Consider the following 26,223-nt stretch of genomic DNA (forward strand, 5'->3'; position numbering starts at 1 on the left):
AATGCGGGGAGGCTCCCGCCCGGCCGGGTCCTTTTGAAAAGGACGCAGGCCCGTTGGGCCGGGCGCCGCGCAAAGCACGGTGCCATGCACAAGGCCGCCAGGGACGACCCGGCCCCGCCGGTGGTCCTGCGGGCGTGGGAGCCTTCCCCCCTTCGTAAGGAGAAATCACATGCGCACATTCTATGCCGTTTCAGCCATCATCGGCACGTTGGTGCCCTGGCTGTTCTTCGGCTCCTTCTTTGCCCTCAACGGGGTTGATATCCCGGCCTTTCTGCGGGGGCTGTTTGCCAATGGCGCGGCGACAGGGTTCTCTGCCGATGTTCTCTTGTCGATGCTGGTGTTCTGGGTCTGGAGCTGGCGAGATGCCCGCGATCTGGGTCTGCGTCGCTGGTGGTTGGTGCTACCTGCAGGCTGCACCGTCGGGCTATCCCTTGCGCTGCCGCTGTATCTCTGGATGCGCGAAGGGCGGATGGGCCCGGCCTGATCTTGTCAGCCTGCCGGGTCGGGCGCCGTTGCCTCTGGCCGGGGGGCACCCTATCCTGCGGCAAAAGCCAAAGAGGCAGGAGAGTGAAACGGGCATGGCCGGGCAGAGCGAGCAGCTACTCAATGCGATCCTCAGCGATATCGACGCCGGGCGGCTGAGCCCGGGCGATGTGCTGGACGAAGCTGGACTTGTGGCCCGCCACAACGTCTCGCGCACGCCAGTGCGGGAGGTGCTGATCCAGCTGGAGACCGCCGGGCTGATCCGCCGTCTGCCGAGGAAGGGCGCGGTGTTGTTCAAACCAACGCTGGAGGAATTCCTCGCCATCCTCGAAGTGCACGCCAAGCTGGAAGGACAGGCCGCGGGCCTTGCCGCGCGCCGCATGACCAAGGCTCAAGCCGCGGAACTGGAGTGTATTGTTTCTGCCTGCGAGGCGCACGCGGCCGAGAAGGGCGACGGCGATCCCGATGGCTACTATCAGCTGAACCTGCGCTTTCACGAGGTGATCGCGCTTGGCTCGGGCAATCCTTTCCTTGTGGAGATGATCAAGACGAACGCGCGCAAACTGATGGCCTATTACCGGGCGCGCTATCGCTATCCCGGCTCCATCGCGCAATCGGCCAAGGACCACCGCAGGCTGGCCGGGTTGATTGAGGCGCATGACAGCGCAGCAGCGGAGGCGGAGATGGCCGCCCATGTTCAGTTCGATCAGGTCACGGTGATGGATCTCTTGGCGGCGCTGGGCTGAGCTGCCTCAGCCGATGCCCTGCTCGAAGAACCGCGCCAGCGCCTCGGCAAAGCGGGCCTGATCGGAGGTCTCGGCAAGGCTTGCCACAGCCTGCGCATGCACATCTTTCGGCAACATGCCCTTCATTTCCTCGGTCAGGGCGGTGATGAAGCCATGGCTCATTTCCGGGTGATGCTGGGTGGTCCAGATGTGGCGGCCGATGGTAAACCCCGCGATCATACCGTTGCTGGTGGCTGTCTGCACCGCGCCCTGCGGCAGGGCGCAGACGCATTCCTTGTGAGACCCATAAAGGCGCAAGGGATCGGGCAGCTCCCGCGCCCAGGGCGGCGTGTCCTGCAAGGCATTCAATGTCAGCCCCTGCACCCAGCCGCAGGGGTTGTCGCCAAGGCTGCCGCTAAGGGCCTGTGCCACGGCCTGATGGCCAAAACAGGCACCAAAGAGGGGCTGCTTGCGGGTGTTCATGTCCCGGATCAGATCCATCAGCGGCGGGGTCCAGGGCAGATCATCGCGGACCGAGGCCGGGCTGCCGGTGATCATAGCACCGTCAAAATCCGCGATGTCCTTGGGGAAGACACCGTCCTTTACCGAAAAGACCGAAACGTCCCAGCCGGGGCGGGCCATGTGGATGAGGTCCGCGAACTTTTCTCCATCCTTGGGGTGGTGCGCGGCAAAGTCGCTCTCGTCCGTGTTGGTCATCAGAATGGCCAAGTGCATGATATGCCTCGCAAGATTTTCGTTTACATATTTATGAGGTCTAATAATATACATAAAGCAACCATTCGGGAAGCCCCTCATGACGATCTGGACACCGCAGGACGACGGCTTTGCCGATCTCAGCAGCCACGACACCTTTGCCAATGGCGCGCCGCATAACACCTTTGCCCGGCTGCGCCGCCACGATCCCCTGCACTGGACGGAATACGCGGGCGGTGAAAACTACTGGTCCGTCACCCGCTATGAGGACATCACCGCGATGAACAAGAACACCGAGGTGTTTTCCTCGGCGCGCGGTATCCGGATGGAGGATCAGTCCTACGAGGAATACCTCGCCCGCCGCACCTTTCAGGAGACTGATCCGCCGGAGCATTCCAAGGTGCGCATGAAGCTGATCAAGGCCTTCTCCAAGACCACCATGGCGCAATACGAAGAGGATATTCGCACGCTCTGTGCCGAGATCCTGGATCAGGCGCTGGCGAAGGGCACATTTGACGCCACCAAGGAAATTGCCCGGCAATTGCCGATGCGGATGCTGGGGCGCGTCGTGGGCCTGCCGGAGGAGGACCTGCCCTGGCTGGTGGAAAAGGGCGATGCGCTGATTGCCAATACGGACCCGGATTTCACCACGCATGTGCTCGACAAGATGGACACGGATGAATTCCGCATGATGCCCTTCAACTCCCCCGCCGGGGCAGAGCTTTATGTCTATGCCAAGGAGTTGATGGAGGCGAAGGCGAAGAAGGGCGACACCTCTGGCGTTTTGAACCTGATCCTGGAACCGGCAAAGGACGGATCCACCATCACCGAGACCGAGTTCCGCAATTTCTTCTGCCTGCTTGTTGCAGCGGGCAACGATACCACGCGCTATTCGATTGCGGCTGGCATTCAGGCCATGTGCCATCAACCCGAGCTGCTCGCGCAGATGCAGGCGGGCGGCGCGGTGTGGGACACGGCGGCGGATGAGATCATTCGCTGGGCCACGCCCGCGCTCTACTTCCGCCGCACCGCGACCCGCGACGTTGAGATGCACGGCAAGACGATCCGCGCAGGCGACAAGGTGCTCTACTGGTTCATCTCGGCCAACCGGGACGAAAGCTATTTCGGTGATCCCTTCCGCGTCGACCTGATGCGCAGCCCCAACCGGCATGTGTCCTTTGGGCAGTTCGGCCCGCATGTCTGTCTTGGCATGTGGTTGGCCCGGCTGGAGGTCACGGTGCTGTTTCAGGAACTGGCCAAGCGGATTTCGCATATCGAGGCGGCGGGGCCGCATAAATTCCTGCGCTCCAACTTTGTCGGCGGCATCAAGGAATTGCCGGTGCGGGTTAAGGCGGCATAGGCTGGGATAAACCTTTGGTCCGGGGCAAAGGCCCGGACAGCGCCCGACCTCCCGCACGGGAGGGCGCTGACGCACCCACCCGAGATCGGCCGCTGTCCTCTGGTGGTTGGGTGAAATGATATGGGCATAACGGCACGCAAAAGATGCCGCAGCCCGTCCAACAGGAAGGACCTTGAGCTATGAAGACCCGCCTGCGCGCGATGTTCTGCGATCACCTCAGCATCATGCGGGGAAAATACCTCCCCAATTCCAAGATCGGTGACGATGCCACGCGGTTCTGCCGCTCGGTCTTTGGCACCCATTACGACAAGGACCTGCTGGACGCGCCGGGATCCCTGGTCAAACAGGGCCTGCCGGATATGGAGCTGAAATGGCTGCACGATGATATCCGCGACAGCTGGCATGCCTCGACCAAGGTGGTGCTGGGTGACCTCTACGACGATGCGGGGGAGCCGCTCTCCCTTTGCCCGCGTGGGGCGCTGAAACGGGCAGTGGCGGCCTGGTCCGCCAAGGGGCTGCAGCCCAAGGTGGGGATCGAGCTGGAAGCCTTTGCCCTGCAGGCCGATGAGAACGGCCGCCTGATGCCATACGATGCGCCGGGTGGCGTGGTCTATGGCACCGGCCCTTTTGCTGACCCCTTGCGGTTCAACGACCGGATCTGGGCGATGGCGGATGAGATGGGCTTTAGCCTTGATATGATCACCGCTGAATTCGACAGCCCCCAGTTCGAATACACGCTGACCTTTGATGATGCGGTGAAGGCAGTGGACGATATCGTGCTGTTCCGCCTGATGGCGCGGGAGATCGCGCTGGAATACGGCATCGTGCTGACCTTCATGCCCAAACCCATCGCCGAGGCGGGCGGATCGGGCATGCATATCAATTATTCCTTCGTGGACGAGGCGGGCGGCAATGCGCTGTCCTCAGGCCCGCGTGGCGGGCCCGAGCACATGAACGATCTGGCGCGCGGCTGCCTTGCTGGTGTGCTGCACCACCACAAGGGGTTGGCCGGTCTGATTGCACCGACCGCAAACAGTTACATGCGGCTGCAGCCCGGCAGCTTGTCGGGGTACTGGCAGAACTGGGGCGGCGATCACCGCAACGTCACCACAAGGATCAGCTCCGAAGGCGGCGCCAAGGCGCGGCTGGAACACCGGATGGCCGATGCCTCGGCCAATCCCTACACGGCGGTGGCGGCGGTGCTGCAGGCGTCTCTCTTGGGGGTCGAGAAGGGTTACTCCCTGCCGCCGATGGAAACCGGCGACGGTTTTGACCGCACCGATGCGCGCGAAGGTACGGCGATCGACCTGAAAGGCGCGGTGACGGATCTGGAGCGCGACACGGTTCTGGCAAAGGCAGTCGGGGAGGAACTGGTGGCAAACCACGTCTTCATGAAACGTAAGGAAGTGCGCAAGACCCGCGATCTGGAAGGCGACGGGATGCGCGATTTCTATGTGCATTTTGTCTGACTGCGGCAGGCGGGACCGAGTGGGGGAGAGATGACAGTGAAAGTGACCTGGAAACTGCCGGATGGCACAGAGATCACCGGCGCAGCGGAAAACGGGCAGAACCTGATGCAGGCCGCGCTGGCTCATGATGTGCCGGGGATCATCGGTGAATGCGGCGGCACGCTCAGCTGCGCCACCTGCCATGTCTATGTGGATCCGGCCTGGTCCGACAAATGCGGTGCGCCCGAGGATTTCGAGGACGCGATGCTGGATATGGCCGAGGAACGGCGCGACAGCTCCCGCCTCAGCTGCCAGATCGAGGCGAGCCCGGATCTGGACGGGCTGGTGCTGATCGTGCCCGAAGAGTAACGCGCCCGGCGAAACAGCGGTGCCCGGCGCGGCTGCTCTTGTCTTTGGTCCGGGCGCTGCGCAGTCTGCGCCAGACCAACAACGGGACGAGGGCAAGCGCGTGGCGGAGACAGGGCAGAGGGCAGACGATTTGGAATTGCAACCCGATGTCGTGGCGGCCAATTGCCTTGGCGTTCTGGTGCCGCAATCAGGCTTCCTCAATGAAAAGCGCATCGCCCGGATCAACGCGGCCCGCTATGAGGGGCAGGAGATTGCCGGTGCGCTGCATGTGATCGAAGAGGGCGACCGGGTGCTGGAAATCGGCGCCGGGATCGGCGTCGTCGGTGGCGTGATGGCGCGCCACAGTGGGGCAGAGCGTATTCTATCGTTCGAGGCCAACCCGCAGCTGATCCCGGTGGCTCGCGCGCTTTATGCGATGAACGGGCTGAAAGAACGGATCGAGGTGCGAAACGAAGTGCTGGTGACGGCGCCCGATGCGCCGGAGGCGATGGAATTCCATGTGCGCAGCAGCTACCTCGGCTCTTCCCTGCTGAACCCGGAGGGACGCCCGTCGGACCTGGTCCGGGTGCCGACGCGGTCCTTTGCCGAGGTTTGTGCCGAACTGCAGCCCAATATTCTGATCATGGATATTGAGGGGGGCGAGCTGGAACTGCTGCGCCACATGGATCTGTCGGGTTTCCGGGGCGTGGTGCTGGAATTTCACCCCGAGGCTTATGGCATCGGCGGCATGCGGGAATGCAAGAACGTACTGCGGGATGCCGGATTTACCCGCATCGCGGAGAAGTCGACCCGCATCGTCTGGACCTGTCTGCGGATGGAGGCAAAGGTCGAGGGCGATGGGGCCTCTGTAGCGGAAACCACCTGAACTCTCGAAATAAAGTGCGCTGGCTGTACCCCGGTGCCGCGCCGCGTCAGCGGCGCCACCGAGAGACGCGGGCCCGAAGCGGAGGCTTCGGGCCCGCCATGGTATCTGGTGGCCTGTGCCGGGCCATTGGCCCGGCACAGGCGCCCGCGCACGAATGCAGAGCAGAGCGCAGATCAGCTGGCGGCGGCAAGGCCCGCATCAAGGGCCGAAAGGATGGTGCTGACATCGGCGGCCTCCAGCACCAGCGGCGGCGACAGGATGATATTTGGACCAGAGACCCGCACCATGGCGCCCGATTGATAGGCAACCTCCTGCACCATGCCGATGGTCTTCTTGTCGATCGGGGTCTTGCTGACATGATCGCCAACCAGTTCCAGCGCGCACATCAGCCCGTGGCCACCACGCACATCACCGATGAGGCCGTATTTGTCCTTCAGCGCCAGAAGGCCCTCGTGCAGTTCCGCGCCGCGCGCTGCGGCGTTTTCCGGCACGTTGAGGCGTTTGGTTTCCGCAAGGCAGGCGAGCGCCGCGGCCGCCCCCACCGGGTGGCCGGAGTAAGTGTAGCCGTGGCCAATGGCCGCCTTGCCGCTTTCGTCGCTCTCAAAGACCTCGGCCACCCCATCGGCGATCATCACCGCGCCAAAGGGGAAATAGCCATTGGTGATCGCCTTGGCGGTGCACATCAGGTCGGGCTGCACCCCCCAGTGGTGCGATCCGGTCCAGGATCCCGTGCGGCCGAAGGCGGTGATCACCTCATCCGCGATCAATAGGATACCATGTTTCGAGCAGATCTTGCGCACGCCGGGCATGAAGCTTTCGTGCGGCGGGATGACACCGCCTGCACCGAGGATCGGCTCCATGATGAAGGCGGCGATTGTACCTGCGCCCTGAAAGGCGATCTCATCCTCTAGCGCCTGCAGACAAAGCTGGGCCAGACGCTCGGGATCACTCTCATTGAAGGGGTTGCGATAGGTATAGGGCGCCGGAATATGGTGGCAGCCGGGCAGAAGCGGCTCGTACTGGGTACGGAAATTGGCGTTCCCGTTGACCGAGGCGCCGCCCATATGGGTGCCGTGATAACCCTTCTTGAGGCTGAGGAACTTGGTGCGCCCCTCCTGACCGCGGATCTTGTGGTACTGGCGCGCCAGCCGCAGGGCGGTTTCCACCGAATCCGAGCCGCCCGAGGTGAAGAACGCGCGGCTTAGGCCGTCGGGGGCAAAGAAATCCTTCAGCTCTCCGGCCAGCTGGATCACCTGATCATTGGTGGTGCCCCGGAAGGTGGAATAATAGGGCAGGACATCCAGCTGCGCGGCGATGGCATCCTTCACCGGCTGGCAGGAGAACCCGAGGTTCACGTTCCAGAGGCCCCCGACCGCATCCACGACCTCGTGCCCGTCAACATCGGTGATCGAAACGCCCCGGGCGCCGGTCACGATGGTGGGCGGATTGGCAAGGCTGTCGGCCGGATGCGCCATCGGATGCCAGAGCGATTTGGCGTTATGTTCTTTGAGGAAATTGGAATCTTTCATGGAACGAGCTCCTGATTGCGGGGCCATCCGGCGGCGCCGGTGGGGGAAAGGCGGAAAAACGGGATCATATGCGGCATCATGCGGCGGCCTCTTGGGGGTAGTCGGCCGGGGCGGCGCCGCCGATACGATGGGTCAGGGTCTGACCGGCGCGGTGCAGGGCGGCGGGGATCAGAACGGATTGTTCCGGCGTCATGCGGGACACCGGCGCGGCCACGGCAAGGGCGCCGATCACCTGCCGGTCGGCGCCAAAGACCGGCACCGCATGGGAATGCACCTCGGCTTCGAAGCCGCCGATGGATTGCGCCATGCCGCTGCAACGGACCTCTTCCAGCTGGCGGCGAATCTCTTCCGGATCGGTTACGGTGGCGGCGGTGTGGCTGTGCAGCGGCCCGGACAGAACCGCATCGACGAACTCGGGATCGGCATAGGCCAGAACGGCCAGGCCGGAGGCGGTGCCGTGATAGGTCAGAACCTCGGCATCCTCCATCATCACCCGGGCGGCGTGGCGCGGCGAATAGGCGTGGCTAAGTGAGTTGAGCTGGGTGCCCTGCACCAGCGACAGATGGGTGGTTTCCCCGGTTTCCTCGCTCAGATCCTTCAGCACCCGGCGCGAGACGGACAGGATCGGAACCGCGGCTTCGCGTAGGGCGGCGAGGCGCAGGACCTGCGGACCCAGCCGGTAGGACCGGTCGCCATCGGCCTGTTCGACAAAGCCTGATTCCTGCATTTCACCCATCAGCCGATAAACAGTCGCCTTGTTCATGCCTGACAGGCGCGTGAGATCGCTGAGCCCGATCTCGGTGCGGCCATGATTGAAATATGTCAGCAATGACAAGGCTTTGGAGACTGTACCCATGTGGTTCGGCGATCCCGTAAGTGCTGTGTGATCAGGCAAAGTCCAGGAATTTCCGCCTCTGCCTTTCAAATTTGTTGACAGATAACCGGGGAGGCTGTCAATCTAAATTCAAACCAACGGTTCGAATAATGAACCAACATGACCCAACAGAGTCCAACTGACAGCAACCGGGAGACTTGCAATGAAACTGACCACCATCGTCAAAGGCGCAGCGGCGGCCACCGCCCTTGGCCTCAGCGCCGTTGCGGCGCAGGCCGAGTATCCGGAAAAGCCGGTGAACTTCATCGTGCCTTGGCCTCCGGGCGATCTGGAAGACGTGCTGACCCGGATGATTGCCGAGGATTTCCAGAACGAATACGGCGTCGCGGCGGCGGTGGTGAACAAGCCCGGTGGCGGTGGTGGACCCTTCCCCGGTGCGATCGAGGTCGCCAATGCGCCCGCTGATGGTTACACCATCGGCTCCTTCGTGATCGGCGTGCCGGTTGTTGGCCACCAGATCGACATCCCGCCGCTGACCCCGGCCAAGTTCGACCCGCTGGGCATCTTCCTGACCTATCCCTTTGTCATCGCGACCTCGGGTGATGCGCCCTATTCCTCGATGGAGGAACTGGCAGCATACGCCAAGGAAAACGACGTGGCGCTGGGCCATTTCGGCGACGTGCTGACCCCGACCCAAGTGACCAAGGCCTTTGCCAAGAACGCCGGTTTCGAATGGGGCTCTGACGCGGCCTTTGACGCGCTGGATTGCAACACCCTGGCCTCGGGCGATGCGGATGTGATCAACACCACGCTGCAGCTGATCCTGCCCTGCCTTGATGATGTGAAGGTGCTGGTCTCGATCACCGATGAACGCATTCCGCTGGTGCCCGATGCGCCTGCGATCGGCGAGCTGGACGACAGCCTCAATATCGCGCTGTGGAATGGTCTCTTCGTGACCAAGGACACACCGCAGGACGTGCGCGACAAGATCATCGCGGTGGCCGAGAAAACCGTGATGAGCGAACGCGCCCAGAACGTGGCCAAGGAAACCGGCGCGCTGATCTACTGGCAGAACGCCGAGGACAGCGCTGCCCGTGTTGCCGCTGACATCGACACAATGGCGCGGATCGGTTCGATCCTCGAATAACCCATCCTCCCGGATCGGGGCGCCTCGCGGGCGCCCCGGACCCTTGTTTCCTGCGCGACAGAAGTTCCCCTCCATGACGACAGAACGCGAACGCCGTTTCCCCGGACCCCGGCGCGGACAGCTGGTTTTTGCCCTTGGGTTTCTTGGGCTCTCCGTGCTGCTGCTGGTGCTGATTGGTGATCAGACCGCTTGGGTGAAAAAGACCAAACTCTTTGCCCAGCCCCGGTTCTGGCCCGGCGTGGCCCTGGGCGGCATGGTTCTGATGGGGGGCTTGCATCTCTACCGGCTGCCCTGGCGGCGCACGACGCGTTTCGACCTGAACGAGGCCCGGCGCTGGGGGCAGGCGGTGGAATACGTCGCCTGGTTCATGGCCTACGTGCTGCTGGTGCCGCTTGTGGGCTATCTGCCGGTGACGCTGGTCTTCGTGCCGCTGCTGACCTGGCGCATGGGCTATCGCAGTCGCCTGATGCTGTGGACCAGCGCTGGTTTCGCCCTTGCCGTGGTGCTGGTGTTCAAGGGGCTGCTATCGGTGAAGATCCCCGGCGCGCTGCTCTATGAATATCTGCCGGGGTCCCTGCGCAGTTTTGCCATCCTCTACCTCTAAGCCTTCAGTTTAACGGGATCCCCGATGGACCTTATTCTTTCTGCAATCGAGATCCTGATGCGCTGGGACGTGGCGCTGGCGCTGCTGGCCGGGTCGGTGGGCGGCGTGCTGATCGGTGCCATCCCCGGCGTCGGTCCGGCGGTTGCGATTGCCATCCTGCTGCCCGCGACATTCTCGATGGATCCCATCGTGGGGCTGACCGTGCTGCTCGGCATCTACGGCTCCTCCATGTACGGTGGCGCGATCCCGGCGATCCTGATCAACACACCCGGCACGGCGGTCAACGCGCTGACCACCTATGACGGCTACCCGATGACCGCGCGGGGAGAGCCGCGCCGCGCCCTAAGCCTTGCCTATTCCGCCAGTTTCTTTGGCGGCGTTTTCTCGGTCATCTGTCTGATCCTTTTTGCGCCGGTGCTGGCCAAGGTGGCACCCATGTTCGGCAGTCGCGAGATCTTCCTCGCCGCGCTGCTGGGCCTCTTGCTGGTGGTGGTGGCCCATCGCGGGCAGGCGCTAATCGCAGGGGCGTTCGCTTGCTTTGGCATTTTCCTCAACACCATCGGCATGGAGCCGGTGAAATACACCCAGCGATACACCTTCGGGCAGGATTTCCTGGGCGGTGGGATCAACCTGATCGTCGTGGTTCTTGGGCTGTTTGCGATCTCTCAGGCTTTTGTGCTGCTGACGGATGAGGACGAGAAGATCCGCCTCACCCGCTTGCGCGGCGGCATGTTCCAGGGGTTGCGAGAGCTGTCGCGCCATCCCCGTGTGGCGTCAGTCTCAGCCGGGTTTGGCGTCTTGATGGGGATGATCCCCGGCGTCGGCGAATTCACTGCGCAGTTCATGTCCTACACCTATGCGCAGAAGACTTCCAAACGGCCGCAGGACTTCGGGCGCGGATCGTCCGAAGGGCTGATCGCCGCCGAGACCGCCAATAACGCCGTGCCCGCCGCCGCCATGGTGCCGCTCTTGGCGCTGGGTATTCCGGGTGAGGCACTGACGGCGATGATGCTGAGCGTCTTTTACGTCCATAACGTGGTTCCGGGGCCGGGGCTGTTCCAGAACGACATGGATTTTGTGGTGGCGCTCTATCTGGCGCTCTTGATCCTCAACGTGCTGGTTCTGATCTTCCTGTTGTTTGCGACGCGCAGTCTTATTCAGGTGGTCAGGATCCCCAACCGGTTCCTTGGCGTCTGCATCCTGACGCTCAGCTTCGTCGGGGTCTATTCCCTGCGCAACTCTGCCACCGACTGCGTGATGGCGGCGGCATTTGGTCTGGTGGGCTATGTGCTGAAACGCCTGTCGCTGCCTGCGGTGCCGATCATCCTTGGCATGGTCCTGGGCGGCATCATGGAGGTGAAGCTGCGCGCGGCCATGGCGCGGGTCAAAACCCCCTTTGATTTCATCGACCGCCCGGTGGCGTTCATCCTGTTTTCCATCATCATACTGGTCCTTGTGATGCATACCCTGCGCATTTTGCGCGACCGCAAGGAGCTGAAGGAGGCCGAATGGCAGACCAAAACCTCATCAACGAACTTCGGCGGGCTGATGTGGCGCCGCAAAAACTCTTTCTTGAAGGATCGTGGCAAGCAGGTTCGGGCACGCCATGCGAAGTTACTTCGCCGATTGACGGATCTGTTCTGACCACGCTTGAAGGCGCGTCAGCGGCGGATGTGGAGCGTGCGGTGGCTGCTGCCCGCGCCGCGTTTGAGGATGGCCGCTGGTCGCGCCTTGCGCCCGCTGCGCGGAAAAAAGTGCTGCATAAGATCGCCGATCGGATCGAGGCGGAGGCACTGTCGCTGGCCGTTCTGGGCGTGCGCGACAATGGCACCGAAATGGGCATGGCGCTGAAGGCCGAGCCGGGATCGGCGGCGGGCACCTTCCGCTATTATGCGGAGGCGCTGGACAAGGTCGCGGGAGAGGTCGCTCCCACCGCCCCCGATGTGCTGGGGCTGGTGCAGCGCGCGCCGGTGGGCGTCGTCGGCGCCATCGTGCCGTGGAATTTCCCGCTGATGATTGGCGCCTGGAAACTGGCGCCTGCACTGGCGATGGGCAATTCGGTGGTCTTGAAACCCGCCGAGACCGCCTCGCTGTCGCTGTTGCGTTTGGCCGAGATCTGCGCCGAATGCGGTCTGCCGGATGGGGTGCTGAACGTGGTCACCGGCGCGGGCGCAGAGACCGGCGCGGCGCTGGCCGAATCCATGGGCGTCGATGTGCTGGCCTTTACCGGATCGGGCGGCACCGGACGCAAGCTGCTGGAGGCCTCGGCGCGCTCCAACCTCAAACGCTGCTATCTGGAGTTGGGCGGCAAATCCCCCAATATCGTCTTTGCCGATGCCCCCGATCTGCGTCACGCGGCCAAGGTTTCGGCGGCGGGAATCTTCCGCAATTCAGGGCAGGTCTGCGTGGCTGGGTCACGCCTTCTGGTCGAAGCCTCGGTGCATGATGAATTCGTCGCCATGCTGATCAACGAGGCCGAGGCGCTGCGGGTGGGCGACCCGCTGGATCTGGGCAATCATATCGGTGCGGTCAATTCCGAGGACCAGCTGCGGCGCAACCTGTCTTTCATGGATATGGCCCGCGCCGAAGGTGGTCAGGTGGTGACCGGCGGCAACCGGATCCTGCAGGAGAGCGGCGGCACCTATATGGCGCCCACCATCGTGACCCACGTTGCACGGGACCATGCCCTGTTCCAGCGCGAGGTCTTCGGACCGGTGCTGTCGGTGACCAAGTTCGAAACCGAGGAACAGGCGCTGGCGCTGGCGAATGGCACCGATTTCGGCCTTGCCGCCGGGGTTTGGACCGCGAACCTGTCCCGTGCCCATCGCATGGTCGCGGGCATCCGCGCGGGGGTGGTCCATGTGAACACCTATGGCGGCGCAGATAATACGGTGCCGCTGGGCGGGGTCGGGCAGTCCGGCAATGGCCACGACAAATCGCTGCACGCACTCGACAAATACGTCGATCTGAAAACCGCCTGGATCCAGCTTTAACCGGAGGCAATGACAAGATGCCCGATAAAACCATTCTGATCGCCGGGACCTATGACACCAAGGATGCCGAGCTGGCCTACCTGGCGGATGTGATCCGGGGGCAGGGCGGCGGCGTCCTGACCATGGATGTCAGCGTCTTGGGGGATCCGAGCCAGCCCACCGACATCAGCAAGCATCAGGTGGCCGAGGCAGGCGGCAGTTCAATCCAGGCCGCCATCGACAGCGGCGATGAAAACACCGCCATGCAGATCATGGCGAAAGGATCGGCAGCCAGGGCGCTAGAGCTCTATCGTGCCGGTTCCATCGACGGGGTGATCGTGCTGGGCGGCACCATGGGCACCGATCTGGCGCTGGACCTCTGTGCGGCGCTGCCGCTGGGGGTGCCGAAATATATCGTCTCCACCGTGTCCTTTTCACCCTTGATGCCGCCGGAGCGTATCCCGGCCGATGTCCAGATGATCCTCTGGGCCGGGGGGCTTTATGGTCTGAACTCGGTTTGCAAAGCTTCGCTGAGCCAGGCAGCGGGCGCGGTTCTGGGCGCGGCCCGTGCGGTGGAGCCGCCAAAGCGGGAGCGGCCACTGATCGGCATGACCTCTTTTGGTAAGACGGTGCTGCGCTATATGGTGACGCTGAAACCGGCGCTGGAGGACCGCGGCTATGAGGTGGCCGTCTTCCACGCCACTGGCATGGGCGGGCGGGCGTTTGAAAGCCTCGCCAGCGAAGGCGCCTTTGCCGCGGTGATGGATTTCGCCCCGCAGGAGGTGACCAACCACCTGTTCGGCGGTCTGTCGGCAGGAGCGGACCGGATGACCAATGCAGGCGCTTCGGGCACCCCGCAGCTGGTGGCGCCGGGCTGTTATGATCTGGTGGATTTTGTCGGCTGGCAAGAGACCCCGCCGCAGCTGCAGGGGCGACCCAGCCATGCCCACAACCGGCTGCTGACCTCGGCGGTTCTGGACGCCGACGAGCGCCGCCTTGTCGCCCGCACCATCAGTGACAAGCTGCAAGGCGCCACCGCCCCGGTCGCGGTGCTGCTGCCCGAGCAGGGCTGCAACGAATGGGACCGCCCCGGCGGCGATCTGCACGATGCCGAGGGGTTGTCGGCCTTTTGCGATGAAATGCGCGCGGCCTGCCCGGGCAATGCGACATTGCACGCGCTGGACTGCCATATCAACGACGCAGCCTTCGCTGAGAAGGCGCTTGAGATCTTCGACGGCTGGGTGGCTGAGGGACTGATTCCGCAGGGATAGACGTCTGCGCGCCTGCCGGATCACCAAATCTTGAAAGCGTTACAGGGCGCCCGCGACAGTGGGCGCCCTTGTTGCGTGTTGGGTGAATGGAATGGGTTTACGGTGTTTTGCTGCCGAAAATCCTCCCTGCGCGCAATGATATTACTTGCCAGACGAAGGGGCGCGGCCTAGGGTGCTGTCAAATTAGTGGAACAATGTTCTACATAGTGGAATAGGGATTGACAGTCAGACCGCTGGCCTGAATTCTGCGGCTCCGCAGATGACGCCGGGTTCTGGCAAGGGCGGCAAAGACCGGCCTTGGCGCGCGGAGGAGGGCGTGGCTAGATCCCGACAGGAACAGGGGGCGTGTGCAAAAGGCCAGAGGCCCGCAGCCCCGCCAAGGAGAGGAAAATACGGATGACGGATGCCATTGGATATGAACGCGTTGGGGATATTGCGGTCCTCAAGGCGCAGAACCCGCCGGTAAATGCGCTGGGCCTGGACGTGCGCCAGGGCCTGGTGGACGGGATCGAGCGGGCCGAATCGGAAGGCGCCAAGGCGGTGCTGATCTACGGTGACGGCCGCACCTATTTCGCCGGCGCCGATATCCGCGAATTCGGCAAGCCGCCGCAGGGGCCGTTTCTGCCCGATGTTTGCACCCGCATCGAATCGTCGCCGCTCTTGGTGATTTCGGCGCTGCATGGCACCGCACTGGGCGGCGGTCTGGAAATCGCGCTTGGCTCGCACTATCGCATCGCCGTGCCTTCCGCGCGTATCGGTCTGCCGGAAGTGCTGATCGGCGTGATGCCGGGCGCCGGTGGCACCCAGCGTCTGCCGCGTCTGATTGGTATTGACGCCTCGGTTGACGTGATCACTTCGGGTCGTCAGGTCGGCGCCAAGGAAGCTTTGAGCCTCGGCATTCTGGACCGCGTCGAAGAGGGCGAGCCACGCGAGATCGGCCTTGCCTATGCGCAGGAACTGCTGGATCAAGGCGCCCCGCGCCGCGCCATCAGCGAAATGCCCGCGCCTGAGGCGGTCGATTTCGATGCGCTTTATGACTCCGTGCTGAAAAAGGGCCGCGGCCTGCTGGCGCCTGCGGTTGCGATCCGCGGCATTCAGGCCTGCTGCGAACTGCCCTTTGATGAGGGCATGAAGCGTGAGCGGGAACTCTTCATGGAGCTAATGAGCACCGATCAGCGGCAGGGCATGATCCACGCCTTCTTCTCGGAACGCGCAGTCAGCAAGCTGCCGGAACTGAAGGGCGTTGAGCCGCGCGCGCTGAACAGCCTCGGCGTTATCGGCGGCGGCACCATGGGGGCAGGCATCGCCACGGCAGCGCTGCTGGCCGGTCTGCCGGTTGTGATGCTGGAGATGACCGCCGAGGCCGCCGAAGCCGCCAAAGGCCGCATTTCGGGCAACCTTCAGGGCGCGCTGAAGCGCGGCAAGATCAGCCAGGAGAAATTCGACCACCTGACCGGTGAGGCGCTGACGCTGGCCACCGATTATGACGCGCTGAGCGATGTCGATCTGGTGATCGAGGCCGTCTTCGAAGAAATGGGCGTCAAGAAAGAGGTCTTTGGCAAGCTGGATGCCGTCTGCAAGAAGGGCGCGATCCTGGCCTCCAACACCTCCTACCTTGATGTGAACGAGATCGCCGCCAGCACCTCGCGTCCCGAGGACGTGATCGGTCTGCACTTCTTCTCTCCGGCGCATGTGATGAAGCTCTTGGAGATCGTCGTTGCCGACAAGACGGCGCTGGATGTGGTTGCCACGGGTTTCGAACTGGGCAAGCGGCTCAAGAAAATCTCGGTCCGCGCAGGTGTCTGCGATGGTTTCATCGGCAACAGGATCCTGGCGACCTATCGCAAGGCGGCCGATCACATGGTGCTGGACGGTGCCTCTCCGTACCAGATTGACAAGGCGCTGACCGATTTCGGTTTCGCGATGGGACCCTTCGCGGTGGCGGATCTGGCGGGGCTCGACATCGGTTGGGCCGTGCGCAAGCGCAAGCGCGCCGAGGGCATGGACCCGCGCGAGCGTGACAGCAGCTACATGGACAAGATCTGTGAGGCGGGCAACTTTGGCCAGAAGACCGGCAAGGGCTATTACGTCTACGAGGCAGGCAAGCGCGGCGGCACCCCGAACCCCGAGGTGACCGAGTTGATCGAGGCCGAGCGTGCCGAGAAGGGCATCACCCCGAAAGAGTTCACCGATGAGGAGATCGTGACCCGCTACATGGCGGCCATGGTCAATGAGGCCGCCAAGGTGGTGGGCGAAGGTATCGCGCGCCGTCCGCTGGACGTCGATATGACGCTGCTCTTCGGCTACGGCTTCCCGCGTTATCGTGGCGGGCCGCTGAAATGGGCCGACATGCAGGGGCTGGATACGCTTCTGGCGAACATCAAATCCTACGCCGAAGAAGACGATTATTTCTGGCAGCCCGCGCCGCTGCTGGAGCAGTTGGTTGCCGAGGGGCGCACATTCGACGATCTGAACAAGGAAAACAGCTGATATGAAAGAAGTCGTTATCGTCTCTGCCGCCCGTACCGGGCTGGCCAAATCCTTTAGGGGATCCTTCAACATGACCCACGGCGCCACCATGGGCGGTGCCGCGGTCGAGGCCGCGATGGCCCGCGCCGGGATCGAAGGCGCCGAGATCGAGGATTGCATCATGGGCTGCGGCGCTCCCGAAGGGGAAACCGGCGCCAATATCGCCCGCCAGATCGCCCTGCGCGCCGGGCTGCCGGTCACCGCATCGGGCATGACCGTGAACCGCTTCTGCTCCTCCGGTCTGCAGACCATCGCGCTGGCGGCGCAGCAGATCATCTGCGAAGGCGCAGGCCCGATGGTGGCAGGCGGGGTGGAAAGCATCTCGATGGTGCAGCCGAAACTGCGCCCCGTGCAGGAAGCCTGGCTGAAAGAGCATAAGCCTGCCGTCTATATGACCATGATCGAAACCGCCGATATCGTTGCCGATCGCTATGGCATCAGCCGTGAGGATCAGGACGCCTATGGTCTGCGCAGCCAGCAGCGTATCGCTGCAGCGCAGGAAGCCGGCCTGTTCAAGGATGAGATCATTCCCGTCTCCACCACCATGGCGGTGAAGGACAAGGAAACCGGCGAGATCTCGATGAAGGACGTTGTCGTGGACCGCGACGAATGCAACCGTCCTTCCACCACGCTCGACGGTTTGGCCGGACTGGCGCCGGTGCGCGGCGACGGCAACTTCATCACCGCAGGCAACGCCAGCCAATTGTCCGATGGCGCCGCTGCCGTGGTGCTGATGGAAGCCAAGGAGGCCGAGAAGCGTGGGCTTGAGGCTATGGGCGCCTTCAAAGGCTTCTGCGTTGCAGGCTGCGAGCCGGACGAGATGGGCATCGGCCCGGTCTTTGCCGTGCCGCGCCTGCTGGAGCGCCACGGGCTGACGGTGGATGACATCGATATTTGGGAGCTGAACGAAGCCTTCGCGAGCCAGGCGCTCTACTGCCGGGACCGTTTGGGCATCGATGACGAGAAATGCAACGTCAACGGCGGCTCGATCGCCATCGGCCATCCCTTTGGCATGACCGGCGCCCGTATGACCGGCCACATCCTGCGCGAAGGCAAGCGCCGGGGCGCCAAGCTGGGCGTCGTCACCATGTGTGTCGGCGGCGGCATGGGCGCAGCGGGCCTGTTCGAAATCTACTGAACCGCAATCAAAGACCACGCGGCACCCGGAGGGCAGTCATCGCCCGCCGGATGTCGCCCGGCCCGGTTGGATCGTGCCAAAGGGCCATGAGGAGAATGAAATGGATCTGAGTTACACCCCCGAAGAACAGGCCTTCCGCGAGGAGGTGCAGCGTTTTCTGGACGAGAAACTGCCCAAGGAAATGTCGGATGCGGTCCGCGAGGGACGCAGCCTCGGCAAGGAAGGCCACGAACGCTGGCATGCCATCCTGAATGAACAGGGCTGGCTGGCGCCGAACTGGCCGCGCGAATTTGGCGGCTGCGAATGGAATGCCGTGCAGCGGCATATCTTCGAAGAGGAATGCTGCCGTGCCCATGCGCCGCGCATCGTGCCCTTTGGCCTGACCATGCTGGCGCCGGTGTTGCAGAAATTCGGATCCAAGGAACAGCAGGATTACTACCTGCCCAAGATCCTGAGCGGCGAACACTGGTGGTGCCAGGGCTATTCCGAACCGGGCGCGGGCTCTGACCTTGCCAGCCTGAAAACCAAGGCGGTGCGCGAGGGCGACCACTATATCGTCAACGGCCAGAAGACCTGGACCACGCTGGGCCAGCACGCCAACTGGATCTTCTGCCTGGTGCGTACCGACCCCGATGCCAAGCAGCAGGAAGGCATCTCCTTCCTTCTGATCGATATGGAGACGCCGGGCATCGAAGTGCGCCCGATCATCCTGCTGGACGGCACTCACGAGGTGAATGAAGTCTGGTTCACTGATGTGAAAGTGCCGGTGGAAAACCTGGTGGGCGAGGAAAACAAGGGCTGGACCTACGCCAAGTACCTCCTGACCCATGAACGTACCAATATCGCCGGTGTCGGCTTCAGCCAGGCCGGTCTGGATGCGGTGAAACGTCTGGCGCGGGTGCAGATGCACAAGGGCCGCCCGCTGATCGAAAACCCCTATTTCGCGGCCCGCATGGCGCAGGCGGAGATCGATCTGATGGCCATGTCTACCACCAACCTGCGCATCATCTCGGCTGCGGCCTCGGGGCAGGCGCCGGGTGTCGAAAGCTCGATGCTGAAGGTGAAGGGCACCGAAATCCGTCAGGAAATCAACGATATGGCGCGCCGGGCCGCGGGCGTTTACGCGATGCCCTTTGCCTCCGAAGCGGTGGAAGGCGGCAATGAACCGCCGGTCGGCCCCGAAGGCACGGCTGCCGTTGCCGCGCAGTATTTCAACAACCGCAAACTGTCGATCTTTGGCGGTTCCAACGAAATCCAGAAGAACATCATCGCAAAAGTGAAAATGGGAGGCCGGGCATGAACTTCGACCTGACCGAAGAGCGGCAGATGCTGCAGGACAGCCTGCGTCGCTTCCTGTCGGACCGCTACACGACATCCGTGCGCAACGACATCCTAGAAAGCGAGACCGGGTTTTCCGCCGATATCTGGGGCCAGCTGGCCGAACTGGGTGTTATCGGTGCGCTGTTTTCCGAGGAGGACGGCGGGTTTGGCGGCGCTGGTTTCGATATCTCCACCGTGTTCGAGGAACTGGGCCGCGCCGGCGTGGTTGAGCCGCTGCTGGACACCGCGCTGCTGGGTGGTGGTCTGATCGCGGCACTGGGCAATGACGAACAGAAGGCCCTCGTGGAAGAGGTGATCGGCGGCGCCGTGCAGCTGGCCTTTGCGCATGGCGAGCCGAACAGCCGCTATGAGCTGTCGCGCGTGGAAACCACGGCTCAGGCCGAGGGTGATCAGATCGTTCTGAACGGGCGCAAGGCTGTTGTCGTCAACGCCGAGGCTGCCGATCACCTGGTGATCTCTGCGCGCGAAAGCGGCGCAGCGGATGCGACCGATGGGATCTCGTTGTTCCTGGTGCCCCGCGATGCCGAGGGCCTGTCGCTGCGAGGCTATGCGCTGCTGGCTGGCGGTCGCGCTGCCGAGGTCGAGCTGGATAACCTGCGCCTGCCTGCCTCTGCCCGTCTGGGCGATGCTGGCGCCGCATGGTCTGCCATGGCCGGGGTCTTTGCCCGCGCCGAGGTGGCGCTGGCTGCCGAAACCCTGGGCGCGATGGAAACCGCGACCGAGCTTACCCGTCAGTACCTGCTGACCCGCAGCCAATTTGGTCGCCCGATCGGCTCCTTCCAGGCGCTGCAGCACCGGGTGGCGGATCTGCTGATCGAGATCGAGCAGGCGCGCTCGGCCGTGATCAACGCGGCCGGCCATCTGGAAGGCGACGCGCGGATGCGCGATCTCAACGTGGCGGCGGCGCGCAACCTGATTGGCCGTGCAGGTCGTCTGGTGGCCGAGGATTCGATCCAGCTGCACGGCGGTATCGCCATGACGCAGGAATACGAACTGGCCCATATCGCCAAACGGATCGTCATGGCGGAGCACCGCTTTGGCGATGCGGACACGCAGCTGGAGCGTTTTCTTGACCTCAGCGCCGCGTGATACCGGCGAGATCCGCCTGATCGAGGAACCCGGTTGCCAGCAAATGGTTGGCTACCGAACCGAGATCGATACCCGGGATGGCTCCTGCACCGTGACGCTGGAACTGGAGCCCCGGCATATGAACCGCCATGGCATTGTCCATGGCGGCATGGTGGCCACGCTTCTGGATGTGGTCTGCGGCAATACTGCGCTGCAGTTCTTCGATCCGGACGGGAATGCCGATCTGGTCACTGTTTCGCTGAACCTTTCCTATGTGGCAGCGACGCGGACCGGGGCCATTACGGCCCGCGCCCGGCCTACGGGGGGCGGCAAAAGCATCGCCTATGTCTATGGCGAGCTGTTTGATGACACCGGCCGCCTGCTGGCCACGGCAAACGGAATTTTCAAGAGGATACGGAAATGACCCGACGTGCACGGATGGACGATCTTGGCGACCGCGCGGTTGTCGTGAACATGAACCCGGAGCGCCGGGGCGCCCTGTCTCAGGATCTTTACGATGCCATTCAGGCGGCGCTGGAACTGGCTAAGGAGCCGCGCATCCGGGCCGTGCTGCTGACCTCGGAAGGCGGGTTTTTCTGCGCCGGGGGCGATCTCAACGTGCTGATCGAACGGCGCGGCCTCAGCGAGGATGAGCGCCGCGCCAAGGTGAACAACCTGCACGATCTGATCCGCGGTATCCGCGATTGCCCGGTGCCCGTGATTGCCGCCGTCGAGGGCGGCGCGGCCGGGGCGGGTTTGTCGCTGGCGCTGGCGGCAGATCTGATCGTGGCTTCTTATGGGGCGAAATTCACCGCCGCCTACGTCAAGGCGGGGCTGGTGCCGGATGGCGGGCTGACCGCCTCGCTGGCGCGGATGCTGCCGCGTCCGCTGGCGATGGAAATGTGCCTTTTGGGGCGGCCGGTGACAGCCGGGCAGATGGCTGCGCTCGGCGCGGTCAATCAGGTGGTGGCGCCGCAGCGCGTTCTCGGCGCGGCGCACAGTCTGGCCGATGCGCTGGCCCAGGGCCCGCGCGCGGCGCAGGGCACCATCCGGCATCTGGTCTCCAGCGCTTATGAGGCGGCGGAAACCGCGCAGCTTGATGCGGAATGCGCCGCCATGGCCCGTGCGGCTGGCGGCGAGGAGGCAGGCGAGGGTATCGCGGCCTTCCTGGAAAAACGCGCGCCGCAGTTCAGCGGCTAGGGTCCGGCCCGGACAGGGCCTCTACCCACGACATAACCGGCGCCGGATTTGGGAGGAGAGGGCGATGGAACGATGGCATGATTTACTGGCCGCGCAGGTGGCCGAGCGGCCTGAGGCTGCGGCCTTTTCCGACAGCGGCGGCACGGCCTGGAGCTATGCCGCGCTTTCGACAGCCGTAGAGGCGGTGGCAGACAATCTGCGCAGGGTTGGCGTGCAGCCCCGTGACCGGGTCATGGTCTTGTCGGAAAACTGCTGCGCGGCGGTGGCGGCGATGCTGGGCGCCTCGCGGATCGGGGCCATCGCGGTGCCGGTCAATGCAAGGATGAGCGCGGCGGAAGTGGACCGGATCCTGTCCCACGCGCGCCCGGCGGCGGTGCTGTGCACCTCCGCGATTTCCCCCGAGGCCGAAGCCCATGCCGCGCGGATTGAGGCGCGCGAGATCCGTGGCGCCTTTGGCACTCTGCATCTGGCCTGCCCCTATGCCTCAAATCCCGATGCACCGGAAGAGGTGGCGGTTCTGCTTTACACCACTGGCACCACGGGCGCGCCAAAGGGGGTGATGCTGACCCATGCGAACCTTTTGTTTGGTGGCAAATCCTCGGCCGAGCTGCGCGATATGGGGCCGGGCGATGTGATCTATGGCGTTCTGCCGATGACCCATGTCTTTGGCCTAGCTTCAGTGATGACGGCGGCGATCCTGTCCGGGGCCGAGGTCTGGCTGGAGGCGCGTTTCTCGGCGGCGAAACTCTATGAGGCGCTGCGCCGGGGGGTGACCCGACTGGCGGCGGTGCCGCAGATGCACGCGCTGGTGATGCAATACGCCAAGGAACAGGGGCTGGAGCGGCTTGGCAGCGAGGTCCTGCAATACGTTTCCTCCGGCGCGGCGCCGCTGGATCCTGAATGGAAGCGCAAGGCCGAAGGGTTTTACGGGGTGGCCCTGCAGAATGGCTATGGCATGACCGAGACCACTGCCGGGGTCTGCGCCACCAAGAACAGCCAGCTGGGGGATCCCGACATTTCCACCGGTCCGCCGATGCCCGGGGTCGAGGTGCGCATCGATGAGAGCGTTCCGGGCGGTGGCGATGGGCTGGGAGAGGTTCTGGCGCGTGGGCCGAACATCATGCTGGGCTATTATCGCAACCCCGAGGAAACCGCTAAGGTGCTGGACGCAGAAGGCTGGATGCACACCGGTGACATGGGCCGTCTGGACGCCCGCGGGTTCCTGCATATCGAGGGGCGCTCGAAGGAGTTGATCATCCACGGTGGTTTCAATGTCTTCCCGCCCGAGGTGGAGGCGGCGCTGAATGCCCATCCGCAGGTGGTGCAATCCGCCGTTGTCGGGCGCAGGGTCAGCAGCGATGAAGAGGTTCTGGCCTTTGTGCAGGTGGTGCCGGGGGATGCGCCGGATCCGGCAGAGCTGATGGCTTTCGTGCGCGGTCAGCTGGCCGGATACAAATGTCCGGCGCTGATCGTCCCGGTCGAAGCATTGCCTGCGGCGCCGACGGGCAAGATCCTGAAGCACAAATTGCTGGAGACTTTTGCGGACCGTCTGGAAAAAGCATGAGTGGGGTGCTCCCGTCCCCGGACGGGCGGCCTGCAGGGCAGGCCTTGTGCGGGGTTGGGCGTGGCGCCGCTCCGCGGCGCAGGGAAAGGTCTGCTGAGAGGCGTTTCAGGGGCAGGTCTGCCCTGAAAGCGCGACGCACATTGTTGGCCGGGAGAGCGCCGCCTCAAGGGTAAACCGCGCCTGTGGCGCGGCTGCAGAGGCAGCCCTTGACCCGCCGCTCTCCCTCAGATGCCGTCTCCGGTGGAGACGGCGGCAGGAGGGGAGGTTCCCTCAGGTCCAGGTGCCTTCGGCGGCGGCGCGGATGGCGCGGATGTTTTCGCCATAGACGCCCGGGTTATCGACCGAGCCACCGCGGAAGACCGCAGAGCCGGCCACCAGCACATCGGCGCCGGCCTTGGTCACCAGCGGTGCGGTGCTGGGATCAACACCGCCGTCGATTTCAATATGCACAGGACGGTCGCCGATCATCTGGCGCAGGGTTGCGATCTTGCCGGTCATGTCGATGAATTTCTGCCCCCCAAAGCCCGGATTTACCGTCATCACGCAGATTAGGTCGGTGAGGTCGAGAAGATGCGCCACAGCCTCGGCCGGGGTGGCGGGATTGAGTGCAACGCCTGCCTTCATGCCTGCCGCGCGAATGGCTTGCAGGGTGCGGTGAATATGCGGGCCTGCCTCGACATGGGCGGTCAGAACATCGGCGCCCGCATCGGCATAGGCGTCGATATAGGGATCCACCGGCGCGATCATCAAATGCACATCCATCACCGTTTTCACATGCGGGCGGAAGGCTTTGACCGCTGCGGGGCCAAAGGTGAGGTTCGGCACGAAATGCCCGTCCATCACGTCCACATGGACCCAGTCGGCGCCTTCGGCCTCGATGGCCTGGATTTCCTGGCCGAAGTTGGCGAAATCGGCGGAGAGGATGGAGGGGGCGATCTTAACACTGCGGTCAAAGGACATGGGAGGGGTTCCTGCATACTGGGGCGCTGGTGGAGGGTCTTCTGCGCATATAGACCGGCGCGGGCGCGGTTTACAGGGGGCAGTTTGTCCTTGCCCGCTATTTCCCCCCGTTGCCCTGTGGCCCGTGACCCCCGGTGCGTTCTGTGACGCAGGCATGACGGTTTTGGCGCTGCGGGGCGGTCCGCGTTACAAATAATTCACCGCGATTACACAAATGATTTGAGGAGCACCGTTAGGCAGTCCCGGAAACGAACGGGGGCCGATTGTGCTGCGCATAGAAAAACTCACCAAACGCTTTGGCGACAAGACCGCGGTGGATACCGCGACTCTCGACATCGACAAGCCCTGCATGATCGGCATTATCGGCCGCTCCGGTGCGGGAAAATCGACCCTGCTGCGCATGATCAACCGTCTGGGCGATGCCAGTGAAGGGCAGATCCTGTTCGAAGGGCGCGATGTGACCCGGCTGAAAGGGCGCGAGAAGCGCGCCTGGCAGTCGGACTGCGCGATGATCTTTCAGCAGTTCAACCTGGTGCCGCGCATGGATGTGGTGTCGAACGTGCTGCATGGCACGCTCAACCGCCGCTCGGCGCTGGCGACCATGTTCAACCTTTATCCGATGGAAGACATCCACCGGGCGATCGATATTCTGGACCGTCTGGGCATTGCCGAACACGCGGCCAAGCGGGCCGAGGCCTTGTCGGGCGGGCAGCAGCAGCGCGTCGCCATCGCCCGCGCCCTGATGCAGGACCCGAAGATCATCCTGGCGGATGAGCCCATTGCCTCACTCGATCCGATGAATGCCCAGACCGTGATGGAGGCGCTGCGCCGCATCCACGAAGAAGACGGGCGCACCGTCATCGCCAACCTCCACACGCTGGATACCGCGCGCCGCTATTGCGACCGGGTGGTGGGGATGCGGGACGGGCGCATCGTCTTTGACGGGCTACCCGAGCAGCTGACCACCGGCGTTGCCCGCGAGATCTACGGCGCCGGCGCCGATTTTTCTGAAGCCGCCACATCCACCGAGATCGAAACGCTGACGCGTACCGAAGGCCCCATCCGCGAGGCCGAGGCCGCCGCGCTCTGAAACCCACCCCTTTCATCATCCCAAAGTCACGAGGCTTTGGGCCCAAACCAAACCGGAGTGACCTAGAGATGAAAAAACTGATTGCTGCCGCCCTGATGACAACTGCCCTGACCACCCCGGTCATGGCCGAGGACATTCAGGAATTCCGTATCGGCATCCTTGGCGGTGAAAACGCCCAGGATCGCATGAACAACAACGAGTGCCTGCGTGCCAAGACCGAAGAGCTGCTGGGTGTTGAAACCAAGCTGTTCGCCCCCGCCGACTACAACGGCGTGATCCAGGGTCTGCTGGGCGGCACCATCGACATGGCCTGGCTGGGCGCCTCGGGCTATGCCAAGACCTTCCTGTCCGACCCCGAAGCGGTTGAGCCGATCCTGGTGAAAGTGAACACCGATGGCGGCTACGGCTACTACTCGGTTGGCTTTGCCCGCAAGGACAGCGGCATCGCGGCTCTGGAAGACGTCAAGGGCAAGGTCTTCGGCTTTGGTGACCCGAACTCCACCTCCGGCTTCCTGATCCCCTCGATCGAGATCCCGCAGGCCACCGGCGCCAGCATGACCTCGGGCGACTACTTTGGTGAAGTGAAGTTTACCGGCGGTCACGAGCAGACCATCGTTGCGGTCAACAACGGCGATATCGACGCCGGTGTGACCTGGGCCGACGGCCTGGGCAACTGGGAAGACGGCTACAACTCCGGCGCCCTGCGCAAGGCGGTTGATGCCGGTCTCGTCGACATGAACGACCTGGTCAAAATCTGGCAGTCCAAGCCGATCCCGGAAGGCCCCGTTGTTCTGCGCAAGGACCTGCCTGAAAACGTCAAGGTCAAGATGACCGGCCTGATGGCAAGCCTCAAATCCATGGATGCAGATTGCTTCTATGGTGTGGCCGCAGGTGAAGCCAAAGGCTTCATGCCGATCACCCACGACGCCTACGAAGTGATCATCGAAGCACGCAAATTGAAGTCCAACTGATTTTAGGACCAACGCGGCGGGGTCCGGTCTTTGTGCCGGG

General features: G+C 63.5%; 24 protein-coding genes. 20 read left to right on the forward strand and 4 right to left on the reverse strand.

Going from position 1 to position 26,223, the window contains the following annotated elements; genetic code table 11:
• Window positions 1-169 precede the first annotated feature (169 nt).
• Together SM765_RS06545 and SM765_RS06550 are read left to right on the forward strand one after the other, a co-directional pair.
• The gene (locus tag SM765_RS06545; RefSeq protein ID WP_274834595.1) at window positions 170-484 is read left to right on the forward strand and encodes a DUF2834 domain-containing protein; all 315 of its coding nucleotides are present in this window, start codon (window positions 170-172) and stop codon (window positions 482-484) included.
• 94 nt (window positions 485-578) lie between these two features.
• On the forward strand, window positions 579-1,229 hold the full coding sequence (locus tag SM765_RS06550) for a GntR family transcriptional regulator (protein ID WP_274834594.1): 651 nt from the start codon (window positions 579-581) through the stop codon (window positions 1,227-1,229).
• A gap of 6 nt (window positions 1,230-1,235) precedes the next feature.
• On the opposite strand, the gene SM765_RS06555 is transcribed toward SM765_RS06550, so the two are convergent.
• A complete protein-coding gene (locus SM765_RS06555; protein WP_274834593.1) occupies window positions 1,236-1,943 on the reverse strand; it encodes a type 1 glutamine amidotransferase in 708 nt (235 codons plus the stop codon).
• A 79-nt stretch (window positions 1,944-2,022) separates the two neighbouring features.
• On the opposite strand from SM765_RS06555, the gene SM765_RS06560 reads away from it, so the two are divergent.
• The 4 genes from SM765_RS06560 (at window position 2,023) to SM765_RS06575 (ending at window position 5,964) form a co-directional block, all read left to right on the forward strand.
• Complete coding sequence (locus SM765_RS06560; RefSeq protein ID WP_274834592.1) at window positions 2,023-3,282, forward strand: cytochrome P450; 1,260 nt, start codon at window positions 2,023-2,025, stop codon at window positions 3,280-3,282.
• A gap of 179 nt (window positions 3,283-3,461) precedes the next feature.
• A complete protein-coding gene (locus tag SM765_RS06565; protein WP_065272565.1) occupies window positions 3,462-4,751 on the forward strand; it encodes a type I glutamate--ammonia ligase in 1,290 nt (429 codons plus the stop codon).
• A 30-nt stretch (window positions 4,752-4,781) separates the two neighbouring features.
• The gene (locus tag SM765_RS06570) at window positions 4,782-5,099 is read left to right on the forward strand and encodes a 2Fe-2S iron-sulfur cluster-binding protein (protein ID WP_065272566.1); all 318 of its coding nucleotides are present in this window, start codon (window positions 4,782-4,784) and stop codon (window positions 5,097-5,099) included.
• Window positions 5,100-5,229: 130 nt separating this feature from the next.
• Window positions 5,230-5,964: an FkbM family methyltransferase gene (locus SM765_RS06575; protein ID WP_274837573.1), complete on the forward strand. Its 735-nt coding sequence runs from the start codon at window positions 5,230-5,232 to the stop codon at window positions 5,962-5,964.
• 173 nt (window positions 5,965-6,137) lie between these two features.
• Here SM765_RS06575 and SM765_RS06580 read toward each other — a convergent pair whose 3' ends face one another.
• Together SM765_RS06580 and SM765_RS06585 are read right to left on the reverse strand one after the other, a co-directional pair.
• Window positions 6,138-7,493: an aspartate aminotransferase family protein gene (locus SM765_RS06580; RefSeq protein ID WP_368981476.1), complete on the reverse strand. Its 1,356-nt coding sequence runs from the start codon at window positions 7,491-7,493 to the stop codon at window positions 6,138-6,140.
• A gap of 76 nt (window positions 7,494-7,569) precedes the next feature.
• The gene (locus tag SM765_RS06585) at window positions 7,570-8,349 is read right to left on the reverse strand and encodes an IclR family transcriptional regulator (protein ID WP_065272569.1); all 780 of its coding nucleotides are present in this window, start codon (window positions 8,347-8,349) and stop codon (window positions 7,570-7,572) included.
• A 181-nt stretch (window positions 8,350-8,530) separates the two neighbouring features.
• Here SM765_RS06585 and SM765_RS06590 point away from each other — a divergent pair, with 181 nt between their 5' ends.
• From SM765_RS06590 to SM765_RS06645, 12 genes are all read left to right on the forward strand, one after another.
• The gene (locus tag SM765_RS06590; protein ID WP_065272570.1) at window positions 8,531-9,475 is read left to right on the forward strand and encodes a tripartite tricarboxylate transporter substrate binding protein; all 945 of its coding nucleotides are present in this window, start codon (window positions 8,531-8,533) and stop codon (window positions 9,473-9,475) included.
• A gap of 73 nt (window positions 9,476-9,548) precedes the next feature.
• On the forward strand, window positions 9,549-10,079 hold the full coding sequence (locus SM765_RS06595) for a tripartite tricarboxylate transporter TctB family protein (RefSeq protein ID WP_274831390.1): 531 nt from the start codon (window positions 9,549-9,551) through the stop codon (window positions 10,077-10,079).
• Between the two features lie 24 nt (window positions 10,080-10,103).
• Window positions 10,104-11,723, forward strand: coding sequence for a tripartite tricarboxylate transporter permease (locus SM765_RS06600; protein ID WP_274837575.1), 1,620 nt, complete (start codon window positions 10,104-10,106; stop codon window positions 11,721-11,723).
• Complete coding sequence (locus tag SM765_RS06605) at window positions 11,630-13,072, forward strand: aldehyde dehydrogenase family protein (protein ID WP_082996089.1); 1,443 nt, start codon at window positions 11,630-11,632, stop codon at window positions 13,070-13,072. Before SM765_RS06600 ends, SM765_RS06605 begins: the two co-directional genes overlap by 94 nt.
• A 17-nt stretch (window positions 13,073-13,089) precedes the next feature.
• Window positions 13,090-14,322, forward strand: a complete 1,233-nt coding sequence (locus SM765_RS06610; protein WP_274837576.1) for a Tm-1-like ATP-binding domain-containing protein — start codon at window positions 13,090-13,092, stop codon at window positions 14,320-14,322.
• A gap of 396 nt (window positions 14,323-14,718) precedes the next feature.
• Entirely contained in the window at window positions 14,719-16,812 is a 2,094-nt protein-coding gene (locus SM765_RS06615; RefSeq protein ID WP_274831387.1) for a 3-hydroxyacyl-CoA dehydrogenase NAD-binding domain-containing protein, read from the forward strand.
• Window position 16,813: 1 nt separating this feature from the next.
• The gene (locus SM765_RS06620) at window positions 16,814-17,989 is read left to right on the forward strand and encodes an acetyl-CoA C-acyltransferase (protein WP_274834584.1); all 1,176 of its coding nucleotides are present in this window, start codon (window positions 16,814-16,816) and stop codon (window positions 17,987-17,989) included.
• A 100-nt stretch (window positions 17,990-18,089) separates the two neighbouring features.
• Window positions 18,090-19,289, forward strand: a complete 1,200-nt coding sequence (locus SM765_RS06625; RefSeq protein WP_274837577.1) for an acyl-CoA dehydrogenase family protein — start codon at window positions 18,090-18,092, stop codon at window positions 19,287-19,289.
• The gene (locus SM765_RS06630; protein WP_274837578.1) at window positions 19,286-20,419 is read left to right on the forward strand and encodes an acyl-CoA dehydrogenase family protein; all 1,134 of its coding nucleotides are present in this window, start codon (window positions 19,286-19,288) and stop codon (window positions 20,417-20,419) included. Before SM765_RS06625 ends, SM765_RS06630 begins: the two co-directional genes overlap by 4 nt.
• Entirely contained in the window at window positions 20,400-20,822 is a 423-nt protein-coding gene (locus tag SM765_RS06635) for a PaaI family thioesterase (RefSeq protein ID WP_342455882.1), read from the forward strand. Before SM765_RS06630 ends, SM765_RS06635 begins: the two co-directional genes overlap by 20 nt.
• Entirely contained in the window at window positions 20,819-21,598 is a 780-nt protein-coding gene (locus SM765_RS06640) for an oxepin-CoA hydrolase, alternative type (RefSeq protein WP_274837579.1), read from the forward strand. The genes SM765_RS06635 and SM765_RS06640 overlap by 4 nt, the downstream gene beginning before the upstream one ends.
• A 64-nt stretch (window positions 21,599-21,662) precedes the next feature.
• Window positions 21,663-23,162: a class I adenylate-forming enzyme family protein gene (locus tag SM765_RS06645; protein WP_274837580.1), complete on the forward strand. Its 1,500-nt coding sequence runs from the start codon at window positions 21,663-21,665 to the stop codon at window positions 23,160-23,162.
• Window positions 23,163-23,432: 270 nt separating this feature from the next.
• Here SM765_RS06645 and rpe read toward each other — a convergent pair whose 3' ends face one another.
• Window positions 23,433-24,122: a ribulose-phosphate 3-epimerase gene (gene rpe, locus SM765_RS06650; protein ID WP_274837581.1), complete on the reverse strand. Its 690-nt coding sequence runs from the start codon at window positions 24,120-24,122 to the stop codon at window positions 23,433-23,435.
• A gap of 265 nt (window positions 24,123-24,387) precedes the next feature.
• On the opposite strand from rpe, the gene phnC reads away from it, so the two are divergent.
• The gene (gene phnC, locus SM765_RS06655) at window positions 24,388-25,212 is read left to right on the forward strand and encodes a phosphonate ABC transporter ATP-binding protein (RefSeq protein WP_274827646.1); all 825 of its coding nucleotides are present in this window, start codon (window positions 24,388-24,390) and stop codon (window positions 25,210-25,212) included.
• 68 nt (window positions 25,213-25,280) lie between these two features.
• A complete protein-coding gene (gene phnD, locus SM765_RS06660) occupies window positions 25,281-26,183 on the forward strand; it encodes a phosphonate ABC transporter substrate-binding protein (RefSeq protein ID WP_274837582.1) in 903 nt (300 codons plus the stop codon).
• The last annotated feature ends 40 nt before the right edge of the window (window positions 26,184-26,223 follow it).

The sequence above is a fragment of the Pseudophaeobacter sp. 1A09344 genome, from assembly GCF_041008745.1.
GTDB classification, from domain to species: domain Bacteria; phylum Pseudomonadota; class Alphaproteobacteria; order Rhodobacterales; family Rhodobacteraceae; genus Phycobacter; species Phycobacter gallaeciensis_A.